A 26,965-nucleotide genomic window follows, 5' to 3' on the forward strand; every position below is an offset into this window, starting at 1 on the left:
TCTATGCAATCAGTATCAGGGCATGGGTTCACAACTGTCCCATGGCGTGCACCAGTTTAAACTCAGAAAACGTAATAAACTCAGCTTGCGGCAGCAACCACGTCAAATAACGTTCTAAGCGTAACAGCATCACATTGCCGGAATGACGTTTGACGTAACCTGGCAGCTTAAAGGACGTGATATCTATAAATTCCCAGGGGTGGAAATAGAGGTTGAGATAGCGATCGCACTGTAAGGTCAACTGGCTAGCAACTTTGTACACCAGCAGCGGCAGATTTTTGAAGCTCAGCCAGAACAACGGAAAGCGGATGAGAGGCGTGACAGAAACTGGAATTTGCAGTAGTTGCTGTGAGTAAAAAGCCGTGCGCTTTTGCCAGAAATTGTTGTAACGCCCCGGCAAATAAGTTGGATTCATCGACGAGTTGTAAACATAGCCTGCTGCTGCGATCGCGCGATCACTCACCGCTTGCAGCCGCGCCATGCGAAAGCCAGTCACAGCAGTATGAGTAATGCCTTCGAGGACGTCTTTTGAGAGGCGTAAATCTGACACTGCAAAGGAGTCATGATAGAAGCCGTGCGAGGCAACTTCATGCGTCTGGGCAAGCGATCGCACCACATGCGGATGCTGCTTCGCGAAATTCGCAGTCACAAAAAAAGTAGACCGAATCTGCAGTTGTTCCAACAGCGGCAAGAGCGCTTCTAAGCCCTTGAGCGAAACCGCAAACTTAACGGCTGGTTCAAGTAGTTGTCCGTATTCTTCTGGAATATCAAACTCTTCTAAATCAAAGCTCAGCAGAACAACCTTAGTCATACCGTTTCGTCATGTCGTAGTAGCGAATTCTGAATAGATCAAGCAGCATTCTGAGTGAATCCTTCAACAAATGCACATTGGACGTCTTTTGTGCGTGGTGCATCGAAACAGATACTGGAATCTCGCCGATTTGACAGCCTTGTTTTTTTGCTAGATAAACCAGCTCAACATCAAAGGAGAATCCCGTTAATACTTGTTTCGCAAACAAACGTCGAGCGGTTTGCATTCGAAACCCCTTAATGCCTGCTTGCATATCGCTAAAGTTCAGCGCCAAAATCCATTGAGAGAGCAGATTGAAAACGCGTCCAGCCAGTCGGCGTGTCGGATGCACACCCTTTGCACCACCCGGCAACAGATTGCGACAGCCAATCACGATATCCGCCTCTTTCAGCTCGTCGAGTAGCCGATCAAGATGATCGAGCGAATAGGCCAAGTCGCTATCCAAAAAGCAGACATAGTCACCCGCCCCTAATGCAACGCCTGTCTTAACCGCATGCCCTTTACCTCGGCAAGGCGTATACGATGCTAATGTCATCTGCTCGGTTTGACAATGAGCTAATCGACTTTCCAGCCGTTGCTGCGTCTGATCAACAGAACCATCATTCACGAAAATGAATTGGTAGGTAGGGTGATAACGGGCGTACTCAAGCACCGCATCAAACGTCTCGTTAATACACGCTTGTTCGTTATATATGGGCAGTACAACGGTTACCTTATAAGGCTTAAGTCGCCGCTCTGTTTGAACGCGATCGTACGCCACCGTATCGGACGCACCCTGTTGGAGCAACGGGTGCTCTGCAAAGGCCAAGGGCTCCCATTGCCATACGCTTTTGGCTTGACAGCGTTGCTTCCAACCTGCTTGCCGAAACCAAGACAACGAAGGCTTTCTTAACAGCCACCCCATGCTCTTCCTCCATCAACCTAATGCAAAAGACTATTCTCTTTGGCTAGGAGCAGTGACAAAACGCTTTTTCACTGCTAACAAGCGGCCATAAAGGGCAGAGAAGTTTGGGATTATTCGTAGCAGTTGGCAAACCTTGATCCCAGAGAAACATCGGCTGGGAATCTAACTGAAAGACTGCTCGACTAAGCCATCGCAAAGAACAATAGACTGATACTCAACCCAAGTGCAGTTGGGCTGCAATCTAATCAATAGAAGGACGTCAAACTTACGCTTGCGCTAACACATCTAGTCAAACAGAGAGCACCATCATAAGGCCATCATCAAAACAATAGACACGCTAAAATCAAACAGCCAAATTTTCCAGTGATCAGCAGTTTAGTCAACCCTTGCTCTTGCAGCAAGGGCATCATCAATGCACTCATAGAAAAGATACAGGTGAATGAGCTCACTGATCATAAATTTTCTCTAGTTAGCCTCACAATCATACTGTCAATGCGTCCAATTGCTGTGTCAATCAGATGACGAAGATGAGCGGGTGAGTCATGCCAATACCGACCATTGAGTCAGTGAAATCAGGCCTTCGATGTAAGAAAAGGCACAATTAAAGCCGCTAGCTCAGCAGCATGCTTTTGCGGCAGAGCATGATCAGCGTTGGGAATGACTGCCAGTTGAGCGTTCGAAATCTCGTTGGCATACGTTTGCGAATGCCAAAGGGGAATCGTCTCATCCCGATCGCCCGTGATCACCAGTGTGGGCACTTGCAAACGGTAAATCTCTTTCTCTACGGTGTCGATCGCGTCTTCTGGCCGCAGGCGATCGAGCAAAAATGAACAGGCAGCAGGTTGGGCCATTAGTTCCTGACGAAACCAGGCGATCTGATCGACTGCCGGACGTTGACCGATGATTGAGGCGATCGGTTTTGCCAGCTTGAGCGCCCAATCCACAGCCGGAGTCCGCCAGAGCAAAGGACGTAGATGATCGTAACGCCCACAAAAGCTATCGTCTCGAATGCCTGCCGGAGCCGCCAGCAACAACCCTTTCACGGCTTCTGGATACGCTAAGGCATAGGCTGCTCCGACCCAACCGCCAAACGAGTGGCCTACTATGTAGCATGACTCAATCTTCAAAGCCGCCAATACCTGATGGACAAACGCAACTTCTTGCGCGATGTCATAACGGATGGGGGGCTTTGAAGAATCGCCAAAACCCAACAAATCCAGACCGATACAACGCACGTGAGGCTCCATCAACGCCATCAGCGGTAGCCAATTGGTGGCATCACCTAAAAAGCCATGCAGCATGATGAGCGGAGCACCGCTACCCCGCTCCAAGTAAGCAGCCGTATGAGAAGACTGACCGGGAACTAGATCCGATCGCAAGGTAAGAATTTGCTTTTCGATCAACTACGCGTGCACCATGAGATATTGACCGTTCCCATTATATTCGCCATCGCACGTCGCAAAGATCGTTCCCAGTAGGAGTAGGTAAAATCGCCAAAGCCGCCGAAATTTTGCGTAATCCATGCCATATTCTAAATGCTGGATACTTTCTTGATTAGCATCAAAGCGTTCTAACCAGTCTGTCAGCGTCTTATGATAGTTGGTGCCATTCATGTACCAGCGATCAATCGTCTTCAGATCGCGGTTGTGGTGAGGCACTGCGTCATAGTTCCAGTAGCGACCGTGCGGGAAAATGTACTTATGCGTAAAGCCAGACGACATATGGTTGGGAATACGGACGGTGATGATGTGAATAAAGACCTTTCCTCCGCTCCTAAGCAGTGATGCCAGTTTTTGGAAGGCGTTAGTCAAATTCCCAACATGACAGAAGACCCCGATTGAAAGAATTTTGTCAAACTTTTCGTCAAACTGAGCCTCGTTTAAGTCGCCTTCATAGAGCGTAAACCGTCCAGAACTCAGGTAACTGTTAGGGTCTTGCATTTTGTGACGCATGTATTCACATTGTTCATGACTCAAGTTCAACCCTGTGAAGCGCACATTCGGAAACTTAGAAAGAATGTAGTTGGGTACACACCCCCAACCACAACCAAAATCCAGAATATGGTCGCCATCAGTAATCCCTAACCGCTCAATGACCTGATCGATCATGTGCCTTTGGGCTTCTTCTAAATTCGCAGCACCGTTTTGCCAAAAGCCTGTACTGTACTTGGGATAAATGACATCCCAATCTCCTAACATCCGATTCAGCATTGCTTGAGGTCGATCGTATTGCACTTTCATGAGTTCTCGCGAACTTTCAGCAATGCCACTAGATTCCTCTAAGACCCAATCATAGGGAGCCAGCAGCCCAGGACTATGTTTAAATAAGATGGGCATAGACGTATGGATCATCGATCGAAAGACCGAGTCCGGTATTTCCAAACCGTTAATATACACTTCCGCTAGTGCCATTTGCAAAGCATCGACGACTCTAGCGGCTCCTCGTGTTGCTTTATACGCGATCGGTGTTTTGAGATTAATGTCGCCTGTAATGGGAAGATACTTTTGAAGCGTTGGAAATGCGTTGGCAGAGGTCATTTTAGCTTGTCTCCATTTAAGATATTGACCAGCGAATCAATCGTGCAATCCAGCGTGAGACACAGAATGAAAACAGCTTAGGAGATTTTCAGAAAACAAATTGCTAATAACTTGCCCATCTTACTGAGGGGCGCAAGGTCTTAGGAGCTTTCTAGCAAACAAAAGACCCGTAGGGGGAAGGTTTGACACCAAAGCGATCGGCTGAAGGCAAAGACACTGGCAAAACCTGCCTTCTACCAGGCGGCGGTACCTTTTTTCTCGGAAATCACCTTGCGCCCCTCATCAGCACAATCTTTTGCAGAAAATACCCAAACAAACGCGTAAAGCTCATTGATGGTTTGCATCAACGCGCTGACACACATTGACTGAGCGAATCGAGGTGAAGCAAATTCAAGAATCTGCTACGAAAGAAAATTTCATCTTTTGAGAAATTATAGTCATTCTGAAGCCTTTTGCAACCGCAAGCCAGGTTTAGCTCGATTTTTCTGCTTCAGTCGCCATCGCCAAATTTTGATGGCTAGGGTCTTTAGCGCGATCGATAAGTTCTATTTCGGACGGCACTCGAATTTTTGACGCTAGATTGAAAATCTCAAGCAGCTTGATTAACCAGAATGTAGGATCAGGCAAATAAGCAACCTGTCCCTTTTGCAGGGTGATGCCATGTCGAGCGGATGACTGAAAAGCATGATGCAAATTATGCCAGCCTTCACCGAAGGTCAGAAGCGCGACGAACCAATTATTTCGACTGCCATCGTTAGTACGAAAGGGTTGTTCGCCAACGAGATGGGTGAGTGAGTTCACCGTTGCAACCCCGTGAAAGAGCACAGTCGTGCTGAGGAAAAAGGCCACGAGATAATCCATGCCACCCATGAAATATGAGATCGCACCGAGCGCAATGGTAGGAAGAAAGTGCAACCGATCGATCAGTCTTAAAACAACATCACTTTCAACATCAGCAGGTAACTTTGCAGGCAAAAAAACTGAGGAGAATAGCCATCCTACCTGAGACCACCAAAAGCCTTTTGCTCCTTTGCATGGTTGGTAGGGCGAATGTGGATCACGCTCCTGGTCAGAGAATTGATGATGCGCCATATGGTGCGCTTTCCACCAACTCGGTCCCATTTGTCCAGCCGCAGCTGCGACAATGCTGCCCAGCCACAAAACTGGCATTGGTGCTTGATAGCTCTTGTGCGTCAACAGTCGATGATAAATGCCCGTCGTAGCAAACATCCGAATGGCGTATAGTGCCACTGCCCAGGCAATTGCCCCCACAGATAAACCAGTAAAAAGAACGAGTAGTGCACCAAAATGACTCACCACGATTAGCGTAGGGCCCATGAGATAAGAAGCAAGCGTGAGTTGAGAGTAGGGCTTCATTAAGCGTTTAGTTTCCTTAGGAGCAAATAGACAGATAGCGGTTCGCACGCCAATAGGTACACTTTACACTTCACTTTCAACACACTGCCTTCACAGACCGTGCCCTGCTTCTTCCAGCAACCTCCTGATATCGAAAGCTCATCGCGATCGAAAGCCTGCAAGCAACCATGCAGTCTGTTACTTTTTGCAATTGCTCATACCCCACTGCACAGTGGCGCAAAAAAAGCCAAACTAGGAATAGTAGGATGCTACTGCTAACGTGAATGAGAGTGGTTATTTCTAGCAACAACGGGGGCGAAATTTAGTTCGACCATTCCTATGATTGAAATCCTGGCTGTGCTCTCTGCTTCTGCAGCAGCGGGGATGAGAATTGCGCTCCCGCTGTTGCTCATTGGGTTGCTGTATGGCGGCAGCTTATGGTCGCGAGTGCCGCTGCTATCACACATTCCGCCGCCAGTCGTTTTGGGCGTGCTGGTCAGTTGGTCTTTGGTCGAGGTGTTTGCGTCTAAAGATCGGCTAGGGCGACGATCGCTACACCTGGTTCAACTACTCTTTAGCCCGCTGGTGGGGGCGATTATGGGCATGGCCGTGGCACAGGCTGCTGGCATCCCTACCTGGTTGGTCTGGCTATTGGGCGGCATCGGCGGGCTGGTCGCACTGGTGCTGCAACTGGTGCAGGTCGGTTGGTTTTACCGCTTAAAGCAAATTCCTCTCTGGGTCGTCTTCGCACAAGATGGGCTCTGCTTTTTACTGGTGTTATTTGCGCTGGATGCACCCCGACAGGGTGGTTTGATTGCCTTGTTACTGTTATGGCTCGCGATTCGTAGTTCCAAGGAATGGCGACGCTGGTATTTAGAGCAGACGCAAGGAACCGATCGCCACCACCCAAGACGCTACAAGCAAGACCCCGATTGACGCTCACTGCCGTACTAAAGAATCGCCCGACTCCACATCAAACCAGTGAAGTTCTTCGGGCACCAGCGTCAGAGACAACTCCCGATTTGCCCATAGCTCTGGTGGCAGCAACAATCGCAGCACGATCGGATCACCCTTAGCGTTCGGTACTTTGACACTAACGAGATTGTGCATCCCCAGATTCTCAACGAGAAACACCTTGCCTTTAAGGGTGGCAGTCATGTCCGCTTTGGTGAGGTAGACATGCTCTGGACGGATGCCCAACACAATTTGAGGCGGCATAGTGGGTAGGTCAGGGAGAGGAGTTTTGAAGTCTCCCAACAGCGCATAGTTGCCCTCGCAAGCAAGCGTAAACAAATTCATTTGAGGACTGCCCACAAAACCAGCGACAAACTGATTGGCTGGATGGTTGTAAATCTGTTCTGGCGCATCCAGTTGTTGCAGATAGCCATTGTTGAGTACGGCAACTCGAGTTGAGAGCGTCATAGCTTCCGTTTGGTCATGGGTGACGTAAACGACAGGCGCTTTTTGCACCGAGAAAATCTGCTTCAGGTCAGCGCGGACATGTTCTCGTAACAAGGCATCCAGGTTGCTAAGAGGCTCGTCCAGCAAAAACACGTCCGATCGCCGCACCAAGGCCCGTCCCACAGCGACCCGCTGACGTTGTCCACCCGAAAGTTGCCCCGGTTTGCGATGCATCAGGTCATCCAGTCCCAGAATCTCTGACACTTCGGCAATCCGTTTTTCAATTTCATCGGTCGGCACTTTCTTGAGTTTCAACCCGGCACGGAGGTTTTCGCGCACATTTAAGTGTGGGTACAGCGCATAGCTCTGGAACACCATTGCAATGTTGCGATCGCCTGGTCGTTCGTTAGTAACATCGCGATCGCCAATCAACACCTGTCCCCGTGTGGGCTGTTCTAACCCCGCAATCATGCGTAAGATCGTCGATTTCCCGCAACCAGATGGCCCTAGTAAACTCAACACATCGCCATCTTCAACCGAGAGGCTGATGTCTTTGACAGGAATGACTTTGGGGGTGAATGTTTTGTTAAGGTTTCTAAGTTCAAGTCGAGACATGGAAGGAAAGGATGAAGGATAAGTCAGAGTTTTGAATTTTGAGTTGGAAGACAAGGGACGAATAGGGAAGGATGAAGGATAAGTCAGAGAGTCTTGAGTTTTGAATGAAGCGTTCCATCTCACTGGTTAATTCAGTCTCCTTACCCACAGCCCAATGGCACTGGCTCCCTGTTTCGGCAGCTAACACCAACTAGACCCATAGCTCATAGCCTTTAGCATCAACAAACGGCAACAGTTCAGCCAGCGGCACCATCAGGCCTTGGTTTGCACTTGAACTTGTGGAGAAGGGAGGCGAACACAAACTACTGCTCTATGCTCGCTCGTGCCTTTTGCTACGTCTTTTTCTAAGTAGCGTTACCAGACTGGGGTAGTGCCACTTAGGGCAAGACCACGAAAAGACTAAAGTAGTCAAATCAATGCCTCAAAGCTTCTGACCATAATTGATCATTTTCCGAGCTTCCTGAAAAAGCTCTATCAAAACTTACAGTAACTTAACCTGCGGACAACATCTTAAGAGGATAAGTTGAGTCAATGGGTCTGCAAGCATAAAGTTAGCAAATTGCTCAACTTAGGCGATTTCCAGCAAATATTTTACCCTTCGACTCTGCTCAGGGTGCAAGGTGGCTGAGCGGAGTCGTTGGCGTAGCCTGCCTGTAGGGCATAGACAGCGGGTAGTTTGTTTACTAGAAATCTCCTTATCCTTTCATTCACATTTTGAAAGAAGTAAGGCTTAAAAAAAGAATGCGGATGGCGAGACTCGAACTCGCAAGGACAATGCCACACGCACCTCAAGCGTGCGCGTATACCAATTCCGCCACATCCGCACAAACTGGCTCGAAAAACCAGATTCTTTCGTTTGAACTACGCCTCTAGCCTGAAGAATCGACAGGATCTAATGACTGATCATTAGATAGAGCCTGGTTCAGACTGCAGCCCTGAGGTTTGGTCTGCTTTGAGACTTACTAAGCATAGCAAAAAGCGGTCAGAGGTTTACAATCGCACTACTAAATTCGTTTAAAAGAGTTTGGGAACTAATCGATCGCGCATGGGTCTATCCAGAAGTGAGAGCCAGCAGTCGCCCGATTGATACGCTACGAAAAAATATTGTCTGCGTTTAGAATTGTCTGCGTTTTACTAGTGGGAGTAGGTGCTGTGACATTACAACAGAAAGCAATGAGACTGAGTGCGTGGGGATTGTGCGCGAGTTTAAGCCTTGTGCTGTTGAGTGGGACGGGCGATCGAGCAGTGACGATCGCGCAATCGTTACCCTCAACAGCTACACCCTCAATAGGCACACCCTCAACAACGATATCGCCCAGCCAGACCAGTAGCACTTACGTACCGATTCCCGATGCCACCATTGCCGAACTGCTGAAGCTAGCTGGCGTTACCCGCGACGATGTGGTGTATAGCCTCGGCTCTGGTGATGGCAGGCTGACGATCGCGGCAGTCAAAACGTACGGAGTGCGGCGAAGTGTGGGGGTAGAAACCAACCCTGAACTGGTGCAATTAAGTAACACCAACGCTCAGCAGGCAGGTGTGGGCAGTAGCGCCCAGTTTCTCCAGCAAGATCTGGTGCAAGCCGATTTTCGTGATGCTAGTGTCGTGAACCTTGATGCGTCATCTGACACGGCTCTCAAACTGCGCGCCAGACTCTTGAGTGAATTGAAACCAGGCACTCGCATTGTTGCTCGCACGCCTGCGCTCGGTGACTGGAAACCCGATAAGACGATTACTGTTCCTGGTGCGTCATCACCCCAAACTCTCTACTATTGGGTGGTGCCCGAACGCCTTGCTGGTGATTGGAAAGGACGGGTAGAATACGCAACCGGACGTGCTCAGACGTATACGCTGCGGTTTACCCAACAGTTTCAGCAGGTTAAGGGTGACGCGATCGTGGAGGGTAAGAAATACACCATCCCTAACATTACGCTCATGGGCGATCGGCTCACCTTCAACCGCACCGAAACGATTCAAGGGCAGCAAGGCATAGTTCAATTTAACGGACGCATTGAAGGCGACATGCTGAAAGGCACTGCTGGCGTTAAATGGGGCATTTTGGCGAGAAACTTCCCGATCTTGGCTCAACGGAGTACGACGCTTCGAGGAAGAGCGCTGCGGTAGGATTTAGCGGTCAGCTATCAGCGATCAGCGGTCAGCGGTCAGAAAAAATTGATGGCTGACCGTTACAGCATTCCCCGTAAGGGTAGGGACGCACGGCCTGCGCCCCTACCTGTAGACCATTTACCGACTTTATTAAATCCAGGCTTTTAAGAAAATTTCCAGACTGACAAATGATGGATCTGCTGATCAGTCTTCTATTCTAGGGACGCAAGGCTCTGCGCCCTACAGCGGTAAAATCTTCTCAGAAAATGCCTAAGTAATTAGAATCTCTTTAACGACGCGATCGCCCTCCACAACACCGAGCGTGCGACCGACATGTCGTTGTTCTTGAGCAATGTTGTATAGCGCTAAGCCAGTACGTAAAACTTCTGCCATATTTTTGCCAGATTCGTCTGCCAATTTTTGCAGCAAATCATAGGCTTCGGGAGTCAGGTCTAGATTCAAACGTTTCTTCTTCGCAGCAGTCATCGTTCCTCACACATTTCATCAAAAATCAGCAGCAATCACCTCTACAGCTGTTGCCGGAGAGTGCAAAGCATTGAAATCAAAGAGGTTTGGGAACAAAGCTCCCAAGCGGGAATTTTACCTCTGCACCCTGTCCCGACTCACTTGTTTAGAGCATGAAGCAATCGATCAAGCGCCTGAAACCGCACAAAGCCAACTGGCTCACGGCAAAATTCAGAGCCTTAGCTCAAGCTCTTTCTTTAGGAGAAGGCATCGCAAGCCTTCGACTGGACTTAGGATCTTTGCCCAGCTAGTACAACGCTGTTGAAAGCGTTATCTCGCATTTGCACAATCTACCACATATCAATGGTGTACTGCAAACATAAATTATATATAAATTTAAACATATAAATCCACGCCGATTAGATGGGCGTTTGTTGCACATACGGCTATTTCGTTAGCCGTATATGTGGGCTTGGACGTCGTTGACGATCGCTACCGCGACAGCGCTGCCCAAAAGCCACCGAATAAAAAAGAGCTTACTGCTAGCAGCAGTGTTCTGCCCAGATAGGGTAAGAGCCATTCCATTGGCAACGTCACGTTGAATGTTAGGAGTACGAGATGCAGTGGCAGTAGAACCAGCAGCAGCAGGTAGATGCTTTTCAACAGCCAACCCGTCAACCGAAGGGCAATATTGTAGCGGGGCGCTTGCTTGTTCATCGGTACAGCCTCCTAAACACAGCGCCCAACCGAGGTTGAGCGCTGTGATCGATTAGTTTTCGTTGTGGTACTTTATTTCTCTGCCTTAATCGATGCATCTGGCGCGGGCACATAGGTTGTGGTTCCGCTTAGCCAAGCCGTTTTATGAATGACGGTTTTACCGCCTTCTTGCGTCATCGTTAAGTCTCCAAATAACGGGCGCTCCAACTTGAGAGTAGAGTCACCGTCCCGGTCTTTGATCACAATGCGCTCATAGCTTTCATCGGTCATAACCCTTCTCCTTGGATAACGATTACATTGAATACTGGATTTATGTATTCAGTATTCAATTAATATCCAAAATACTACATAAATTTTGTGTAATCAAGTGGGGTGAGAAATTGCCTTATCGCATTAGCCTGGTGGGAACGTTCCTTCCCGTACTTCAGCGCCATAGGCCTGCACCGCCTGAGTAATGGTTTCCCGTAAATTGATGTAGGACTTGGCGAAGGGCGGTTGATGTACCGAAAGACCAAGCAAATCAGCGGTTACCAGCACCTGCCCGTCACAGTGGGGGCCAGCTCCAATGCCGATCGTGGGGATCGTGAGCTTTTGGGTGATTTGGTGCGCGAGATCGGTGGGGATGTGTTCCAAAACAATGGCAAAGGCACCAGCGTTTTCCAGCGCGATCGCCTCTGCCAAAATATGTTCTGCCGTTTCGGGAGACTTGCCCTGCTGACGATAACCTAGACGGTGTACCGCCTGCGGCGTGAGCCCCACATGCCCAACAACGGGAATCCCCGCCTGCACTAGTTGAGCGACGGTCGCCACGATCGCCGGATTGCCACCTTCCAGCTTGACAGCCTGTACCCCAGTTTCTTTCAACGCGCGACCCGCTGAATGTAGCGCCTGCTGCACACTTTCTTGATAGCTCATGAAGGGCAAGTCAGCGACCAGTAGCGCTCGCTTGACACCGCGTCGTACCGCTTTGGCGTGATGAAGAATCTCATCCAGCGTGATTGGCAACGTGGTGTCGTAACCCAATGCCACCATTGCCAGCGAGTCGCCAACCAGAATCAGGTCAACGCCGGCCTCGTCTAATACGTGAGCAAGAGCATAATCCCAGGCCGTCAAGGCAACGATCGCGCGTCCTTGCTGCTTCCATTGGGCTAATTGATGAGTCGTAACTGACATCAGACGGATACGAGAAAAGGGTATAGGAAATAGCGTACAGAGGAGGAGACCCAGGAGAAAGGTACAGATAACCGAATGCTCTGCTGCCAAGGGTCTGCGTTCTCACACAACTTCATGGTGAGATCCAAAAACAGCTCACCTCTCTACACCCTACACCTTGCGCTCTTCCACCCGACTGCCTTATGGGCTGTTGCGACGAAATGTATTGTGTGACCCCGTACGAAACGTTGACATGCTCACCCAAGCGAGCCCTTCGCTCGTGCCAACCCAGAGCTTGTCGCCAGTATCAGGTGACAGAGAAAGAATGCGACTGGAGGGCAATCTCGCGATCGCGCCTGCCGAGGCACCATTGAAGGGGTTAATCCGCAGCAAGCCGTTTGTGGTGCCAATCCAGAGGCTGTTCACTTTGTCAAACTGGAGCGCTGTCACGTTTTGCCCCCGCAAGGGCGTGACCGATCGCACCTGTCCAGCTTGGTCCAGTTCCAGTAAGCCATTGGGTGTGCCGATCCAAAGCGTCCCCCACGGGCTCAACGCTAAAGTCTGCACAGTGGTTCCTGGCAGATTGCCAACCCGCTTCATTACGCTTGCGCTGGCAGTGTTAATTTGCACCAGTCCATCCAGGGTGCCCACCCAGAGGTTGCCATCGGCATCGAGACTTAAGGCATTGGCACTGACACCGGGTAGGTTTTTGAGCGTCGTCATCAGCAACCCACGATCGGGGCTAATGAGCGCCAGTCCATCATCCGTACCAACCCACAAATAGCCACGTGTATCGATCAGCAAAGAGAGTACGCGGTTAGACGGTAACGAAAAGTTTTGTGCAGTGACTGCACCAGTACGGGGATCAAGGCGCGCTAAGCCTTCGTAAGTGCCAACCCAGAGACGTCCAACGTGATCGATGGCTAAGGCTCCAACCGTTTGGTTCGGCAAACTAATCCGTGCCCGAACCTTGCCGCTCGCAGGGTTAATTTGTGCCAGTCCTTGCCAGGAGCCGACCCAAAGCGTACTGCTGCCATAGCGCTGAAGGGCGCTCACACGGTAATCGGCGTCGATCGTCTGCTCTTCCTGCTGCTGTCGCTGATTGGGCAGGGGGTTTACTGTCGGAGGGGGGGCTGCGGAGGGATAAAGAGGTGCAGCAGCAGGATCGCCCGTTGTCTGTGCCAGGGTGCGCTGGGACGTGTGGGTAGAAGCACTGCGAGTCTCGCTAGTGGGGTGGGCAAGGCCCGATCGCCCACTGATCTCTTGAAGACTCAAGAGCAGCAAGGCTATGCTAAGCGATCGCCCCAAGAAGACTGCACGGTACACCATAACTCACCCTCCACCAATGACAAAACTAGCGCCCACAGCCACTCATACTTGCTGATGAAATAGCAGAGGCTCGCCTCTTGCGCCTCATGATACTGCTAGTTCTGACAGATGAACGACAGACTTGCATAAGGAACGATAGACTTGACTGATAACGCTATCGTGTTTTGTCAGAGCTTTTTTTGAGGAATTTAAAACCTCATACAACCACACCAAAAACCAAAACTATTCTTTTCGGCACTACAAAAAGGACAGTTTGGCAGCCCTGTTGCTTACGCTTCATGCCTCTGCTGCGCAACTTGAGAAGATTCAGATTTGAGCTTATTGAGGTGAGCTTATTAAGGGTACGATCGACCACCATCGTGTGATGGGAATTATGCCATTACCTACCCCACCAGGCCTTTGCCTGCCCCAGCCATGTTCAACACAAAAGCGGCGATTCCAATTTTTCTGATTTTGGCTCTAGTCTTTATTGGTTTCGGCGATCAATTCCTGCCTCAACCGTTGCGTAGCGCCAGCTTTAAAACTCGCGTTGCCTTAAATAGCTTGATGACTGGCTCTTTCAAGCTTTGGCAGCCCAAAGCAGATCCCAATGCCCGCACAGAACGCGCTATAGAGCAGCAAGAGTCAGGGAAAAGTCCTTAGGTCGTTTCCAAGAAAGTTTTTACCCTTGGTAGGGGCGCACATCCGTGCGCCCCTACCAAGCGCTTTTGCGTGTGTGGCAAAGCTAGAGTTGAGTCCATCTCACGGTATGATCGTTAGCCTGACAAGCCTGTCAGCCTCGTTGCGGCACATTCGCTGTGGCAAAGGTTAGCACTCGCGTTTAACGACACACTATGACTCAGCTCTACCGTATTACGCTACTTCCCGGTGATGGCATTGGTCCCGAAATTATGGCAGTTGCCGTCGAGGTGCTGAAGGTCATTGGTCAGCAATTGGATCTGTCATTTGAGTTTCAGGAGGCGCTCATGGGTGGGGCGGCGATCGACGCCAAGGGTGAGCCGCTACCAGCCGAAACCTTGGAATGGTGCAAAAGTAGTGATGCCGTGCTGCTAGCGGCGATCGGGGGCTACAAATGGGATACATTACCCCGTCATTTGCGCCCTGAGACAGGTTTGCTGGGGCTGCGTGCGGGTTTGGGGCTGTTCGCCAACCTGCGCCCTGCCAAAATTTTGCCTCAGCTCGTGGATGCCTCCAGCCTAAAGCGCGAAATCGTGGAAGGGGTAGACATTATGGTTGTGCGGGAATTGACGGGCGGCGTTTATTTTGGACAGCCCAAAGGCATTTTCGCCACCGAAACGGGTGAAAAGCGTGGCGTCAACACAATGGCGTATACCGAGTCAGAAATCGATCGGATCGGTCGCGTTGGGTTTGAAACGGCACAGAAGCGGGGCAAGAAACTCTGCTCAGTCGATAAGGCCAATGTGCTGGAAGTGTCGCAACTCTGGCGCGATCGCATCACGGCTCTCGCGCCTGAATATCCCGATGTAGAACTGTCTCACATGTATGTGGATAACGCTGCGATGCAGCTCGTGCGCTGGCCCAAGCAGTTTGACACGATCGTCACCAGCAATCTGTTTGGCGACATTCTCTCCGATGCGGCTGCCATGCTGACAGGAAGTATTGGGATGCTGCCGTCTGCAAGTTTGGGCGCGTCTGGCCCCGGCGTTTTCGAGCCTGTCCACGGTTCTGCTCCCGATATTGCCGGACAAGATAAGGCAAACCCTCTGGCACAGATCTTGAGTGCAGCGATGATGTTGCGCTATGGCTTAAATCAACCTGTTGCCGCCGATCGCATTGAGCAAGCGGTACTGACCGTTTTGGATAAGGGCAACCGAACAGGCGACATCATGTCTGAAGGGATGACGCTCTTGGGCTGTCAGGCAATGGGCAAGGCGCTCATCCAGGCACTCCAATCCGTATAGTTTTATAAAGAATTGGCGCGATCGGCTCCAACCCGTCGAACCTGAGTATACTTTTACGAGGTTTCCGTCGCTTTGGGTGCTGGTTCTCTTCTGCCAAACCGCTGGTTCCAGGCTCAACACTAGAACACTCGGATGCATGGGCATGTTCTAAGCGTGTCTAGGATCTGAATTTTTTTGACCTTTTGAGGCGGTCATCGAGGGTTAATTTAAAGGAATGAGCCCTTCCTGAGAACGTACAGATATACTAAAGTCAGCAAAAACAAAGGGGCAAAAAGGTGGTATACGTTTCGCAGAAACAGAATCAAGGCAGGGTGGATGACTCGGACTTTACGGCGTTACTAGACCCCGCTCTGATTCGTTCAGCGCGGCTCATCTACACAACCTACTACGAAGTGCATCCCGGCCTCATTCAACGGCCGCTAGGAGTCGCAATCAATCGCTTTACGCATCGAGGCAAGCTGATCTTTTCTGGAAAGCCCGTTTTGCTGCCCCAGGAATGCTTTGTGCCGTTTAGCCAGATTGAGTCGGAGATGTATTAGGGGATCAGGTTTGGGGTGTAGGGGCTTTCGGTGGGTACTAAACCCCGACTTCTGAATCAGGTTCAACCAACGTCTCAGAATTGAACAAAGAAGTCGGGGCTTTCGATCGCTTCTTTACGTTGAGCAGCAACACTTTTTCTGTAGCAGCGGGGTAAGTTAAACGTGTAAGCCGACTGTTGGCAATACGTTCCCTAGCCGTTTTTCTCATGGACTTTTTATTTGAGCTGCCTGCGGCGATCGCGGTCTTCATTCTAGGAGCATCGATTGGTAGCTTCTTAAATGTAGTGGTGTATCGGTTGCCTGCGGGCTTGTCGCTAATGTTTCCGCCTTCGCGCTGCCCGCAATGTTTGCATCGTTTGGGCAAGCGTGAGAATATCCCGGCGCTGGGTTGGCTCTTGCTCAAGGGGCGATGTCGGCACTGCAAACGTCCGATTTCTGCCCGCTACCCTTTAGTGGAAGCGGCTACCGGGCTTTTCTTTCTTTTCACATTCTGGACGTTTGGTTGGACGTGGCAAACGATCGGCTACTGGATATTTTTAAGCTGGTTGGTGGCACTGTCGCTGATTGACCTGGATACAATGACCCTGCCAAATCCACTCACACAATCAGGATTGGTGATCGGACTGCTGTTTCAGGCCTTGGTTGGCTTCTCGGTGAATGCTAGCTTCACAGGGGCTTTGACCCAACTGATGCATGGTGTTTTGGGTGCGGTTGTAGGGTTGTGGTTGCTGGATCTGATTGCGATCGCGGGCTCAATGGCGTTGGGACAAGCAGCCATGGGTGCGGGTGATGCCAAGCTCGCTGCCATGATGGGCGCCTGGTTGGGCTGGAAGTATTTGCTGCTGGCAGGCTTTCTTGCCTGCGCGATCGGAGCCTTTGCTGGCGGTGGTGCGATCGCGCTAGGCTGGCTCGATCGTCGTCAGGCAATGCCCTTTGGCCCGTTTTTAGCACTCGGTTCGGCGATCGTGGTGTTTTTAGGTGAGGCGATCCTGACAACCTATTTTCGGGTGTTCTTTCCGCTGGCATAAGGGGAATTTTAGAGGGAGAAATTAGGAAACAGAAGACTCTGGGGACGCGGTGGGAGTGAGGGAAGTCCCTTTTGCATAGCGGCCTCACGAAGTGTTCAAAGAGCGATGCCCCTTCTGCCCCCTTTGCCCCCCTCTACCCCTTGCCCCCATGTCATCACAACTATTCGATCACACGACTGATCAACTGACTGCTGCACATCAGCAGTACCAGGCAGGACAAGTTGCGGAAGCGGAAGCGCTTTACCATCAGGTATTGGAGCAGCATCCAGAACAGATTGCAGCCTTGACCTGGTTGGCGTTAATTGCAGATCAGGCGGGTAGACCGGAGGAGAGCGTTGGCTATTACGATCGCCTTCTGACAGTGCAGCCGAGTGCAGAAGCGCACAGTAATCTAGGAACGCTGCTGTGTCGTTTGGGGCGCATACAGGAGGCGATCGCGCACCAGCAACAGGCGGTAGTGCTGAAACCGAATCAACCGGAGACGCAGTACAACCTGGGTGTTATCTTGAATCAGGCTGGTCAGGTGGAGGAGGCGATCGCCCAGTATCGGCAGGTGCTCACGCTGGAGCCAAACTACGGCGCGGCGCACAACAATCTGGCGATGGCGTTGTACAAACAGGGCAAGGTAGAGGAGGCGATCGCCCATTACCAGCAGGCCGTCACGCTTAATCCCAGCCATGTGAACGCGCACAATGGTTTGGGTGTTGCTTTGTTTCGGCAGGGGCTGGTGGAGCAAGCGATTGAGCATTATGAACGCGCGATCGCCCTTCAGCCGGATTCCTTCAGCGCTTATAACAACCTGGGGACAGCACTCCAGAGGCAGGGCAAACTGGAAGAGGCGGCTGGGTATTACCGACAAGCACTTGAGCTGAAGCCAGATTACGCCAGCGCTCACGATAATCTAGGCACGGTACTGCAAGAGCAGGGACAGGTGGACGAGGCGATCGTCTACTATCGGCGGGCGCTGGCACTTGACCCAACTCTTGCCAATGCTTACAACAATTTGGGTTCGGCACTCCAGGCACAGGGCAAATTGGAGGAGGCGATCGCTAGTTGCCTCAAAGCGATCCAGCTGCAGCCGGATCATGCGGATGCTCACAACAACTACGCTAGCGGGCTGGTGGATCAGGGGAAATTTGAGACGGCGATCGAGCATTATCGGCAGGCGATTCACTACAGTCTTGACCATGCCAACGCTCACTTGAACTTGGGCATTGTGCTGCTGTTGCTGGGTGACCTGAAGCAAGGCTTTGAAGAGTATCACTGGCGCTGGCAGAGTCGGCAATGCTCGTCGCTACGCTATCCCAATGCGCTCTGGGACGGTTCGGATTTGCAGGGCAAAGTCATTTTGCTGACGGCAGAGCAAGGCTATGGCGACACCATTCAGTTTGCGCGGTATGCCAGTCTGGTGGCACAGCGGGGTGGACATGTGGTGATTGCCTGCCAGAAGCCGCTGCTAAGATTGCTGAACACCATTCCAGGCATCGATCGCTGCGTCGATCGCGAAAATGTGGATGTCCAAACAAACGTTCATGCGCCGTTACTGGATCTGCCGCTGCTGCTGGGAACGACGCTAGAAAACATTCCAGGGGATGTGCCTTACCTGTCGCCAGCGTCTGATTTTAAGTTGCCTGTGGTCGATCGCTCTTTGAACGCATCAGATCATCAAGGCACTCCAGGCGCTCATCCACCCTTTAAAGTCGGGATTGTTTGGGCTGCAAATCCCGATAGTTCTACCAGTGGCAGACGCTCTTGTGCCTTAGACCAGTTTTTAGCCCTGTTAGAGTTGCCTGGAGTTGCCCTCTACAGCCTCCAAAAGAATCCGTCCGAAGCTGATTTAGTGCGACTGGCAGCGCAGGCAACCGTACAGGACTTGCACACGCAGCTGCATGATTTTGCCGATACTGCCGCTGCGATCGCCCAACTGGATCTGGTGATCAGTGTCGATACCGCCGTTGCACACCTCGCTGGTGCCCTTGGTAAGCCGGTTTGGACACTACTGGCAAACGTCGCTGACTGGCGCTGGCTGCGCGATCGAGACAATACGCCCTGGTATCCCACCATGCGCCTGTTTCGGCAAGAGCAGGATGGTGATTGGGATGGCGTTTTTGAACGAGTGGCAGAGGCGTTGCGATCGGTAGTGGGGCAGCAGGCAGAGGGAGCAGGAGAGGTAGGGGGAGCAGAGGGAGCAGAGGAAGTCCCCATCCTCCCAGCCCCCCAGCCAGCCAGCCCCTCAGACTCTCCCTTCCAACTCAAAACGCCTTCCCCCCACACCCCACACCCCACACCCCACACCCCTTCCCCCCTCCCCCCCAACGGTTTCAATCGGCTGCAAGTCTGTCGCCACGGGACGTTTTTGTATAATCGCAACGATCTCTACATTGGTCGATCGCTGGAGCTGTATGGCGAGTGGAGCGAAGGAGAAGTGGCGCTGTTCCAACCGCTCATTCGAGCCGGTGACGTGGTCGTAGAAGTGGGTGCGAATATTGGTACGCATACCGTCTTTTTTGCGAAAGCGGTGGGTGCGCAGGGTAGCGTACTGGCGATCGAGCCGCAGCGGATTGTGTATCAAACGCTATGTGCAAATCTGGCGCTCAATAGTCTTACCAACGTGCATGGCTACGCGATCGCACTGGGTGAAGCTCCAGGTTTTGCCCAGATTCCGGCGCTCGACTATCACCAGCTCAACAACTATGGTGGTGTGAGTCTCAGCCAGCACGATCGCAGCCAGAAAGCTGCTGGAGAGCAGGCTGTTGGAGAGAGAGTCCAAATTGCGACGCTGGACAGTTTTGCTTTACCGCAATGCCGTCTGCTGAAAATTGATGTGGAAGGGATGGAACTAGCGGCGCTCAAAGGCGCAACGGAAACGATTCAGCGATGTCAACCAATTTTGTATCTTGAGAACGATCGCCAGGACAAAGCCGCCGCGCTGATTCAATATCTGGTTGAGCTTGGCTATGAGCTGTATTGGCACTGTCCACCCATTTATAACCCAAATAACTTCTTGCAAAATCCGCAAAACGTTTTTGGCAACACAATCTCTGTCAATATGCTAGGGCTTTTACCAGGGCACCGCCTTGCGATCGAAGGGTTAGAACGAGTGACTGTTGCAAAGGCGATCGTCTGAAGTGGGGAGTTGGTAGACTGCCGGCGTAGCAGTAGGAGATAATCCATCCAAACGCAGCAAATTGGGTATGCAAAAAATTGACCGTCAGCGTGAGCATCAGGCAAACGAACGAACGTTTTTAGCATGGTTGCGAACCGCCATTGCGCTTATTGGCTTTGGGTTTGCGATTGCCCGCTTTGGTCTGTTCCTGCGTGAACTGCAATCTGCCTTGACGCACCAGGACGTAGTGCCACCGTCGTTTCTCAGCTCTCAAAGCATTGGCATTGTGCTGGTTGTGACGGGCATTGTGGTGATTCCGCTCTCTGTATGGCGCTACAATCGCGTCTTTAGCCAGATCGAGCGAGGTGATTACCAACCCAATCATCTCATTGTTTGGGTGACCGCTGGAGTGGTGACAATTTTGGGCATTGCTAGCATTCCCCTGATGGTTTGGCGACAGTCAACACCTACGCCCTCTCGTCAAAGCCGTGCCATAGTCTTACCCGCAAAGCATGTTACCCCAACGTCAACCCGTCAACTACGAAGCAGATTTGTAAGCAATTCAGAAAACTATCTCAATCGTTGAGCTAAAGCACAATCATCAAAGCCATAGCACTGCAAATGAAGAGCCAACGATTGAATGCATTATCTTGTTACGTTTGGTTAAAATTTGTGCTGACATTGTTCATCGATCGTAACCCCAAAAACTTTGCTCAAATTCCGAGCAATGTGTTCGGAAACATCACCTCAGTTAATCTGCTGAGGCTTAGACAAGCCACAGTGTTGCTATCAACGGCTCAAACTTTGTAAAGGTTTCTAACGAAGGCTTTAATGTCTTTCTCAAGAAAGATGTGAGCCATCTTTCTACCGCAGTAGCTTATAGTCCAGCATGCACGTAATCCTTGATATATCAGAGTTTCAACCAGATTTACGCATAGACAATCAATACCTTGAATTGTAAAGAAACAAATCTGCGTCGATCGCTCTTTGTGCCATAAATTTCTGGCTTAAAGAGCGGCTTGTATGCGTTGGTGTCATTAAATAAAGGGCTTCGATGCAATCGCTGTCCTCGATTGGGTAAACCGTTGTGCCCGATTGCGTTGCTGAATGAAAATATTTAGTACAAGCTTTATTCTGCGCAAGAAAGTAAGGGCTAAATCAACTTGATGTTTATGAAATGCGGTTCATGACCCTGCGATTCATGGATCAAATATATCGTTTGAGGAGTTCATTCAATGAATCATTTAATTTGTAATTTATTACTAAGTTCAGCCGTTTTAATGGTTCCCTGTGTCGGGTTTCAGTCTACGATCGCGGCTCCTAATCAGACGGTAAATCGCGCTCAAGCCGCAGCACCAGCATCGCCCCGATCGAGTCAGCAGATCGCACAAGACAGCTCGGATACACAAAATGGTGCCGATGAAGAACCCATGCTGCAAGTGACTGCCGTTTCACAACTGTCAGATATCCGGCCGACGGATTGGGCTTTTCAAGCGTTACAGTCGTTAGTGGAACGCTACGGCTGCATTGCGGGCTACCCCGATCGTACGTTTCGAGGCAATCGGGCGCTGACTCGCTATGAATTTGCGGCTGGACTAAATGCCTGTCTCGATCGCATCAATGAACTCATTGCTGCTGGCACCGCTAATCTTGTGAAAAAAGAAGATTTAGTCGCGCTACAACGGTTGCAAGAAGAATTTGCGGCTGAGCTAGCCACACTCCGGGGTCGCGTGGGGGCACTAGAGGCACAGACTGCCACACTCGAACGACAGCAGTTCTCCACCACCACGAAACTGACGGGTGAGAATGTCTTTGGTGTTGTCAGCGTCTTAGGTGGCGATCGAGCCGATGGTGTACGCGCTGATCGAGTCCCCACTTTCGGCTATAGAGTAAGGCTAAATCTGGAAACAAGCTTTAGTGGCAGAGATCTGCTTACGACCCGGTTTCAAGCAAACAATGTCACTCCGCTTGGTGGCACGACAGTCGCAGGAGGTGGTCTCGGTGCCCTCCGCACGAATGAAGGGCGCGTTGAATTTGACGGTGACAGTCGCGGGTCGGTTGGCATTGGGTTGCTGCGCTATCGTTTTCCGATCGGGCCTCGCACAAACATTTACCTTGCTGGAGCAGGCAACGGCTTTGTGGATATCGACGCGTCACAGCAGTTAAATCCTTACTTTGATGGGGGTGCCGTTTCACTGTTTGGGCTGCGCAACTCGATTTACAATTACTCCGGCGGTACGGGCTTTGGTTTACGTCACTTCTTTAACGATACGTTCGAATTAAACTTGGGCTATCTAGTGCCTAACGCGAACGATCCCAGTGCTAAAAATGGTTTGTTCAACGGGCAATATGGTGCCCTGGCGCAGCTAGTGGTTAACTTAAGCCCAGCTAGCAAGATTGGATTCACTTACATCAATGCCTACAGCCCATTTCCTGACAGAATACAACCTGATATTGCCTCTAGCCTGGGCGCGACTGGCAGCAATTTGGCGAACAGTAACTTTGGCACCTCTGTAAGCACCAACGCCTTCGGCTTCTCAGGCAGCATCAACTTTAATCCTAACGTGTCTCTGGCTGGCTGGGTTGGCTACTCTCAGCAGCGCTACATCAACAAGGGCGATGGCGAGGTCTGGAACTGGATGGTTGGGTTAGCGTTTCCCGATTTGGGCAGAAAAGGGGATTTGGGTGGCATTTTGGTGGGGATGGAACCGAAGTTAACCAGCCTGACTAACGGCGTGAATGGTGGACAGGCCGATCGCGATACATCGCTGCATGTGGAAGGCTTCTACCGCTTTCGGATCAGCGATAATATTGCGATTACGCCCGGTATCATCTGGTTGACTGCACCGAATCATGACGATCGCAACGACGATGTTTTTGTCGGCGTGTTACGAACTGTCTTCTATTTCTAAAGCGCTTATTGCTTCCATCAGCGTTGCCATTTTGTTTAAAGACCTCAGATTTGCTGATCTCAATACGGTTTACTGCTTTATATGAGATCAGCAAGCCTGATGCTAACGAGCCTATACGGATACGATTGTAAAGTCTTAATTAATGGCGTACAGTCAGTAGTCAGTGGTTGCCATAACGTTTAAATATCTGTTTCTCGCAAGCCCAAACGTGCGCCAGTAAACATTTTTTTAATTTATTTACAAGTATCTTCAACAAAGTTAATAGCGTTCTCACTTAAATAATTCTTGGGATAGACCCTGCAATGGTCGATCGTTTGTATTCTTAAAGGAATAGCTTTATACGCTTTGCGACAGATGAGTTTTTAAGCTTAACCTCTTAATAAGATTGAGCCTGGACAGACGTTAACTATTATTCTCAAACGCTTAATGACGGGAACCTGCTGGAGACTTTTTACAAGATTTTTGTGAAGAAGCCCAGGTTCTTTAAACAATTCGATGACTGCAACAATAGAAAAATTTCGCTGCATTACCGTCTCAGGTTGGGCTTTTTCCAATGAACTTTGTGCGATCGCTCAAACAGTTTTTCAAGCAACGTTGGCACCAATCGCGACGTTTTCGGATCGGTAGCTGGATTGTATTAACGGTGCTGAGTGCCTTGTTGGTTGCCGTTCCCGTTGTGCTGTCACAACAGCCAGTCACGCTACGACTGCTGATGTTGGCTCCCGACATTCCACCCTACAAGGTCTTGGTGAAAGCCTTTGAAGCGGAGAATCCGGGTATTCGCATTCAACTGGATGAAGGCCCTAACTCCGCAAACACCAATGAAGACCTCTACACCACTTCGTTTCTGTTAGGCAATTCTCCCTATGACCTCATCAATATGGATGTGGTCTGGACACCCAAATTTGCAGCCGCAGGTTGGTTGCTCGATCTCACCGATGAAGTTTCGCCGCAGGATCTCGCTGGGTTTTCGCCACAAGCAGTAGAAAGTGGACGCTATGAAAAGCGGCTTTACCGAATGCCGGTGCGATCGGATGCTGGTGTCCTCTACTACCGCAAAGACCTGATTGAGCAGGCTGGGTTGCAGCCTCCTAAGACGCTGGATGATCTCATGAGCATCTCGAAGACGCTGCAAGAAAAGAAGGCGGCTCGCTGGGGCTATTTGTGGCAGGGTCGCCAGTATGAGGGGTTGATCACGATGTTTGTGGAAGTGCTGAAGGGCTTTGGCGGTTTTTGGATTGATCCTCAATCGCTTGATGTGGGTCTCGATCGCCCTGAAGCTGTACGCGCCGCTGAGTTTTTGAGGCAAACGATCACGCAGGGCGTTTCACCTCCTGGCGTGACTACTTATGTGGAAGAAGATACGCGGCGCATCTTTCAGGCGGGTGATGCTGTTTTCCTCCGTAACTGGCCCTATGCCTGGGAGTTGGTTAATAAAGACGATTCGCGCATCAAAGGCAAGGTTGGCATCATGCCGATGGTGCCAGCACCCGGTCAACCCGTAGGTGGTTCCTGCCTCGGTGGTTGGGGTGTCGGCATTGCTAAAACGACGCGGCATCCTCAAGAAGCGCTAAAGGCAGTGAAGTTCCTCACCAGCCAAGCGCCCCAGAAGGCATATATCTTGGCATCAGGCTATGTACCCAGCCGTCGTAATCTCTTTAACGATCCAGAGATTGTTGCTAAATACAGCCACTATCCTCAACTGCTCAAAGTGGTGGATCAAGCAGTACTGCGGCCATCGATCGCCCAATACGCTCAAGCCTCAGATATCCTTCAACGCTATCTCAGTGCCGCTTTGACTAATCAACAAACGCCAGAGGAAGCAATGAAAGCTGCCTCTGGAGAGACACGACGGTTGCTGGAAGCAGGGAAGAAGAAATGAGGAGGCAGGAGTGAAAGTTTTGAGTTCTCCTCTACCGCTCTTGCTTCCCCTGCCCCCTCTGCCCCCTCTGCCTCCCCTGTCTACTGCCTCCTCTTTTTCCTTTACCTTCTCCCACCGACTAGCCTTTCATCCTTCATCCTTTCTTCTTTCTCCCCTCATGCACACTACAAAAGCAACAACCATTCGGTCACGGGAACAGTGGGTGGGATTGTACTTACTCCTACCATCGATCGTGGTTCTTTTGTTGGTGTTTGCCTACCCCATCTTGCGATCGATCTGGCTAGGGTTTTTTGCGGAGAACCTGGGGACAGAGCTAAAACCAGTCTTTGCTGGGCTTAGTAATTACGAGCGGATTCTTGGCGACGGACATTTTTGGCAAACCTTGGGAGTGACAACTCGGTTTACAGTCATCTCGGTTGTGCTGGAACTGATTTTGGGCATGTGCATTGCCCTGGTGCTCAACCAGCCATTTCGTGGACGTAATGTACTTCGTACGGTGGCAATTATTCCTTGGGCGCTGCCAACCGCACTCATTGCATTGGGTTGGACGTGGATTTTTAACGATCAATACGGCATTGCCAATGACATTTTGCGGAATTTGGGGCTAATCAGCACTGGTATTAATTGGTTGGGTGAGCCGTTTACAGCCACGATCGCCGTCATTTTTGCGGATGTTTGGAAAACCACGCCCTTCATCAGTCTGTTGCTGCTGGCAGGATTGCAATCTATTCCTGGCGACTTGTACGAAGCTTATTCCCTGGAGGGCGCGACATCCTGGCAAAGCTTTTGGCGGATTACAGTGCCGCTGCTGCTACCGCAAATTATCATCGCGATGCTGTTTCGCTTTGCTCAGGCGTTTGGCATTTTTGACCTGATTCAAGTCATGACGGGTGGCGGTCCCGGTGGTTCGACGGAGGTGGTGTCGCTCTATATTTACTCTAATGCGATGCGGTATCTCGATTTTGGCTATGCATCAGCCTTAATTGTGGTGACGTTTCTGTTGCTGATGATTGCGGTGATGATTGGCAGCAGTTTGATTCGACGATCGCGAACAGCTGTATAAGGAGTTTTTGGTTGTTAGTTGTTAGTTGTTAGAGCAATAGGAAGTGACTATGAAGTTGAAAAATTAAGCCTAATTACTTTTTCCGCCTAATCACTAACAACTACTACTTTCTCCGGTCTAACAACCAACAACTAATCATTACAGCCAACTTTCTCTTGTCTAACAACTAACAACGCTTGAAAAAACGATGGCAACCGCACTTGATTCCAATCAATCAAACAATGCTCCTGCTCCCACCAAGCGGCAGACCATTTCCATAGGCAGAATTTTGTTTTGGGTTGCGGTGGTTGCGATCGCCATTTTCTGTTTGGCTCCCATGCTCTGGCAGGTGTTGACTTCATTTAAAGTAAATGAGGATATTGCGGCGGTACCCAACGTTTATTTCCCTACTCGGTTGACGCTAAATCACTACATTGAATTATTTAGCCGTCGTCCGTTTATGCGCTACATCTTGAACAGCGCGATCGTGTCCTTGATTTCGACGGTTGCGTGTTTGACGATTGGTTCTCCAGCCGCCTACGCACTCGCTCGATTACGGCCTCTAGGTGGCAAGATTGTTCAGGCAGCTGTTTTACTCATCACCCTGTTTCCTGGCATTTTGTTGCTTCAGGGTTTGCTCGAAATTGTGCAGTTTTTCCATCTGGGTAACAATTATTTAGCGCTGATCATTCCCTACACTGCCATCAATTTGCCCTTGACGATTCTGGTGATGCGGAGCTTTTTTGAGCAGTTACCCAAAGACCTCGAAGACGCTGCCAAAGTGGACGGTTACTCCATCTGGCAAATGTTGATCCAGATTGTGATGCCGCTCACCTTGCCAGCCCTGGTGACTACAGGCATTCTCACGTTCATCTTTGCCTGGAACGAGTATATTTTTGCGCTCACCTTCCTTACCGAAGAAAGCATGAAAACGATTCCCGTTGCCTCTGCTCAAATCGGTGGTTCTTCTGTCTTTGAAATCCCCTACGGCCCGATCGCGGCGGCCACTGTCGTTGGCACCATTCCCCTCATTCTTCTCGTCCTCTTCTTCCAGCGCCAAATCGTGCAAGGCCTAACCGCTGGAGCCGTGAAAGGGTAATAGGAGTTTTGAGTTGAAAATTTTGAGTTTTAGATTCATGAA

The 26,965-nt window shown here is 50.5% G+C and carries 23 protein-coding genes and 1 tRNA gene; 12 read left to right on the plus strand and 12 right to left on the minus strand.

Annotation, left to right across the window (positions count from 1 at the left end; all coding sequences use genetic code 11):
- Positions 1 to 28 precede the first annotated feature (28 nt).
- The 5 genes from C7B82_RS05555 to C7B82_RS05575 form a co-directional block, all read right to left on the minus strand.
- Positions 29 to 811, minus strand: a complete 783-nt coding sequence (locus C7B82_RS05555) for a polysaccharide deacetylase family protein (RefSeq protein WP_106255318.1) — start codon at positions 809 to 811, stop codon at positions 29 to 31.
- Complete coding sequence (locus tag C7B82_RS05560) at positions 804 to 1,715, minus strand: glycosyltransferase (RefSeq protein ID WP_106255319.1); 912 nt, start codon at positions 1,713 to 1,715, stop codon at positions 804 to 806. Before C7B82_RS05560 ends, C7B82_RS05555 begins: the two co-directional genes overlap by 8 nt.
- Before the next feature lie 572 nt (positions 1,716 to 2,287).
- Positions 2,288 to 3,118, minus strand: a complete 831-nt coding sequence (locus C7B82_RS05565) for an alpha/beta fold hydrolase (RefSeq protein WP_181357361.1) — start codon at positions 3,116 to 3,118, stop codon at positions 2,288 to 2,290.
- Entirely contained in the window at positions 3,119 to 4,252 is a 1,134-nt protein-coding gene (locus C7B82_RS05570; RefSeq protein WP_106255320.1) for an SAM-dependent methyltransferase, read from the minus strand.
- A 471-nt stretch (positions 4,253 to 4,723) separates the two neighbouring features.
- Positions 4,724 to 5,590, minus strand: a complete 867-nt coding sequence (locus C7B82_RS05575) for an acyl-CoA desaturase (RefSeq protein ID WP_245939746.1) — start codon at positions 5,588 to 5,590, stop codon at positions 4,724 to 4,726.
- Positions 5,591 to 5,947: 357 nt separating this feature from the next.
- Between C7B82_RS05575 and C7B82_RS05580 the strand changes: the two genes are divergently transcribed.
- Positions 5,948 to 6,544, plus strand: coding sequence for a DUF4126 domain-containing protein (locus C7B82_RS05580; RefSeq protein ID WP_106255322.1), 597 nt, complete (start codon positions 5,948 to 5,950; stop codon positions 6,542 to 6,544).
- Between the two features lie 3 nt (positions 6,545 to 6,547).
- Here C7B82_RS05580 and C7B82_RS05585 read toward each other — a convergent pair whose 3' ends face one another.
- Positions 6,548 to 7,624: an ABC transporter ATP-binding protein gene (locus C7B82_RS05585; RefSeq protein ID WP_106255323.1), complete on the minus strand. Its 1,077-nt coding sequence runs from the start codon at positions 7,622 to 7,624 to the stop codon at positions 6,548 to 6,550.
- A gap of 742 nt (positions 7,625 to 8,366) precedes the next feature.
- Positions 8,367 to 8,448 (minus strand) — tRNA-Leu (locus C7B82_RS05590).
- A gap of 328 nt (positions 8,449 to 8,776) precedes the next feature.
- On the opposite strand from C7B82_RS05590, the gene C7B82_RS05595 reads away from it, so the two are divergent.
- Positions 8,777 to 9,748, plus strand: coding sequence for a methyltransferase domain-containing protein (locus C7B82_RS05595; protein ID WP_219904050.1), 972 nt, complete (start codon positions 8,777 to 8,779; stop codon positions 9,746 to 9,748).
- A gap of 252 nt (positions 9,749 to 10,000) precedes the next feature.
- Here C7B82_RS05595 and C7B82_RS05600 read toward each other — a convergent pair whose 3' ends face one another.
- From C7B82_RS05600 to C7B82_RS05620, 5 genes are all read right to left on the minus strand, one after another.
- A complete protein-coding gene (locus C7B82_RS05600) occupies positions 10,001 to 10,216 on the minus strand; it encodes a hypothetical protein (protein WP_106255324.1) in 216 nt (71 codons plus the stop codon).
- Between the two features lie 471 nt (positions 10,217 to 10,687).
- Positions 10,688 to 10,912, minus strand: coding sequence for a hypothetical protein (locus C7B82_RS05605; protein WP_106255325.1), 225 nt, complete (start codon positions 10,910 to 10,912; stop codon positions 10,688 to 10,690).
- Positions 10,913 to 10,984: 72 nt separating this feature from the next.
- Complete coding sequence (locus C7B82_RS05610) at positions 10,985 to 11,182, minus strand: hypothetical protein (RefSeq protein WP_106255326.1); 198 nt, start codon at positions 11,180 to 11,182, stop codon at positions 10,985 to 10,987.
- 123 nt (positions 11,183 to 11,305) lie between these two features.
- Positions 11,306 to 12,085 (minus strand): 3-methyl-2-oxobutanoate hydroxymethyltransferase, encoded by a 780-nt coding sequence (panB, locus tag C7B82_RS05615; protein WP_106255327.1) that lies wholly within the window; start codon positions 12,083 to 12,085, stop codon positions 11,306 to 11,308.
- 180 nt (positions 12,086 to 12,265) lie between these two features.
- Positions 12,266 to 13,393 (minus strand): ligand-binding sensor domain-containing protein, encoded by a 1,128-nt coding sequence (locus C7B82_RS05620; RefSeq protein ID WP_106255328.1) that lies wholly within the window; start codon positions 13,391 to 13,393, stop codon positions 12,266 to 12,268.
- A gap of 414 nt (positions 13,394 to 13,807) precedes the next feature.
- Here C7B82_RS05620 and C7B82_RS05625 point away from each other — a divergent pair, with 414 nt between their 5' ends.
- The 10 genes from C7B82_RS05625 to C7B82_RS05675 all read left to right on the plus strand — a co-directional run bounded on the left by C7B82_RS05625 (position 13,808) and on the right by C7B82_RS05675 (position 26,923).
- Positions 13,808 to 14,035 carry a hypothetical protein gene (locus tag C7B82_RS05625; protein WP_106255329.1) on the plus strand — a complete coding sequence of 76 codons (228 nt, stop codon included), beginning with the start codon at positions 13,808 to 13,810 and terminating at the stop codon, positions 14,033 to 14,035.
- A 191-nt stretch (positions 14,036 to 14,226) separates the two neighbouring features.
- Positions 14,227 to 15,315 (plus strand): 3-isopropylmalate dehydrogenase, encoded by a 1,089-nt coding sequence (gene leuB, locus C7B82_RS05630; RefSeq protein WP_106255330.1) that lies wholly within the window; start codon positions 14,227 to 14,229, stop codon positions 15,313 to 15,315.
- 275 nt (positions 15,316 to 15,590) lie between these two features.
- Positions 15,591 to 15,854, plus strand: a complete 264-nt coding sequence (locus tag C7B82_RS05635; RefSeq protein WP_106255331.1) for a hypothetical protein — start codon at positions 15,591 to 15,593, stop codon at positions 15,852 to 15,854.
- A 206-nt stretch (positions 15,855 to 16,060) separates the two neighbouring features.
- Positions 16,061 to 16,882: a prepilin peptidase gene (locus tag C7B82_RS05640; RefSeq protein ID WP_106255332.1), complete on the plus strand. Its 822-nt coding sequence runs from the start codon at positions 16,061 to 16,063 to the stop codon at positions 16,880 to 16,882.
- 148 nt (positions 16,883 to 17,030) lie between these two features.
- A complete protein-coding gene (locus C7B82_RS05645) occupies positions 17,031 to 20,009 on the plus strand; it encodes an FkbM family methyltransferase (RefSeq protein WP_106255333.1) in 2,979 nt (992 codons plus the stop codon).
- 67 nt (positions 20,010 to 20,076) lie between these two features.
- Positions 20,077 to 20,574: a YidH family protein gene (locus tag C7B82_RS05650; protein WP_106255334.1), complete on the plus strand. Its 498-nt coding sequence runs from the start codon at positions 20,077 to 20,079 to the stop codon at positions 20,572 to 20,574.
- A 649-nt stretch (positions 20,575 to 21,223) separates the two neighbouring features.
- On the plus strand, positions 21,224 to 22,900 hold the full coding sequence (locus C7B82_RS05660) for an iron uptake porin (RefSeq protein ID WP_106255336.1): 1,677 nt from the start codon (positions 21,224 to 21,226) through the stop codon (positions 22,898 to 22,900).
- Positions 22,901 to 23,453: 553 nt separating this feature from the next.
- Complete coding sequence (locus tag C7B82_RS05665) at positions 23,454 to 24,782, plus strand: ABC transporter substrate-binding protein (protein ID WP_106255337.1); 1,329 nt, start codon at positions 23,454 to 23,456, stop codon at positions 24,780 to 24,782.
- Between the two features lie 157 nt (positions 24,783 to 24,939).
- Positions 24,940 to 25,845: a carbohydrate ABC transporter permease gene (locus tag C7B82_RS05670; protein ID WP_106255338.1), complete on the plus strand. Its 906-nt coding sequence runs from the start codon at positions 24,940 to 24,942 to the stop codon at positions 25,843 to 25,845.
- Between the two features lie 187 nt (positions 25,846 to 26,032).
- A complete protein-coding gene (locus C7B82_RS05675; protein ID WP_106255339.1) occupies positions 26,033 to 26,923 on the plus strand; it encodes a carbohydrate ABC transporter permease in 891 nt (296 codons plus the stop codon).
- Positions 26,924 to 26,965: the final 42 nt, after the last annotated feature.

The sequence above is a fragment of the Stenomitos frigidus ULC18 genome (assembly GCF_003003795.1).
Lineage (GTDB): Bacteria > Cyanobacteriota > Cyanobacteriia > Leptolyngbyales > Leptolyngbyaceae > Stenomitos > Stenomitos frigidus_A.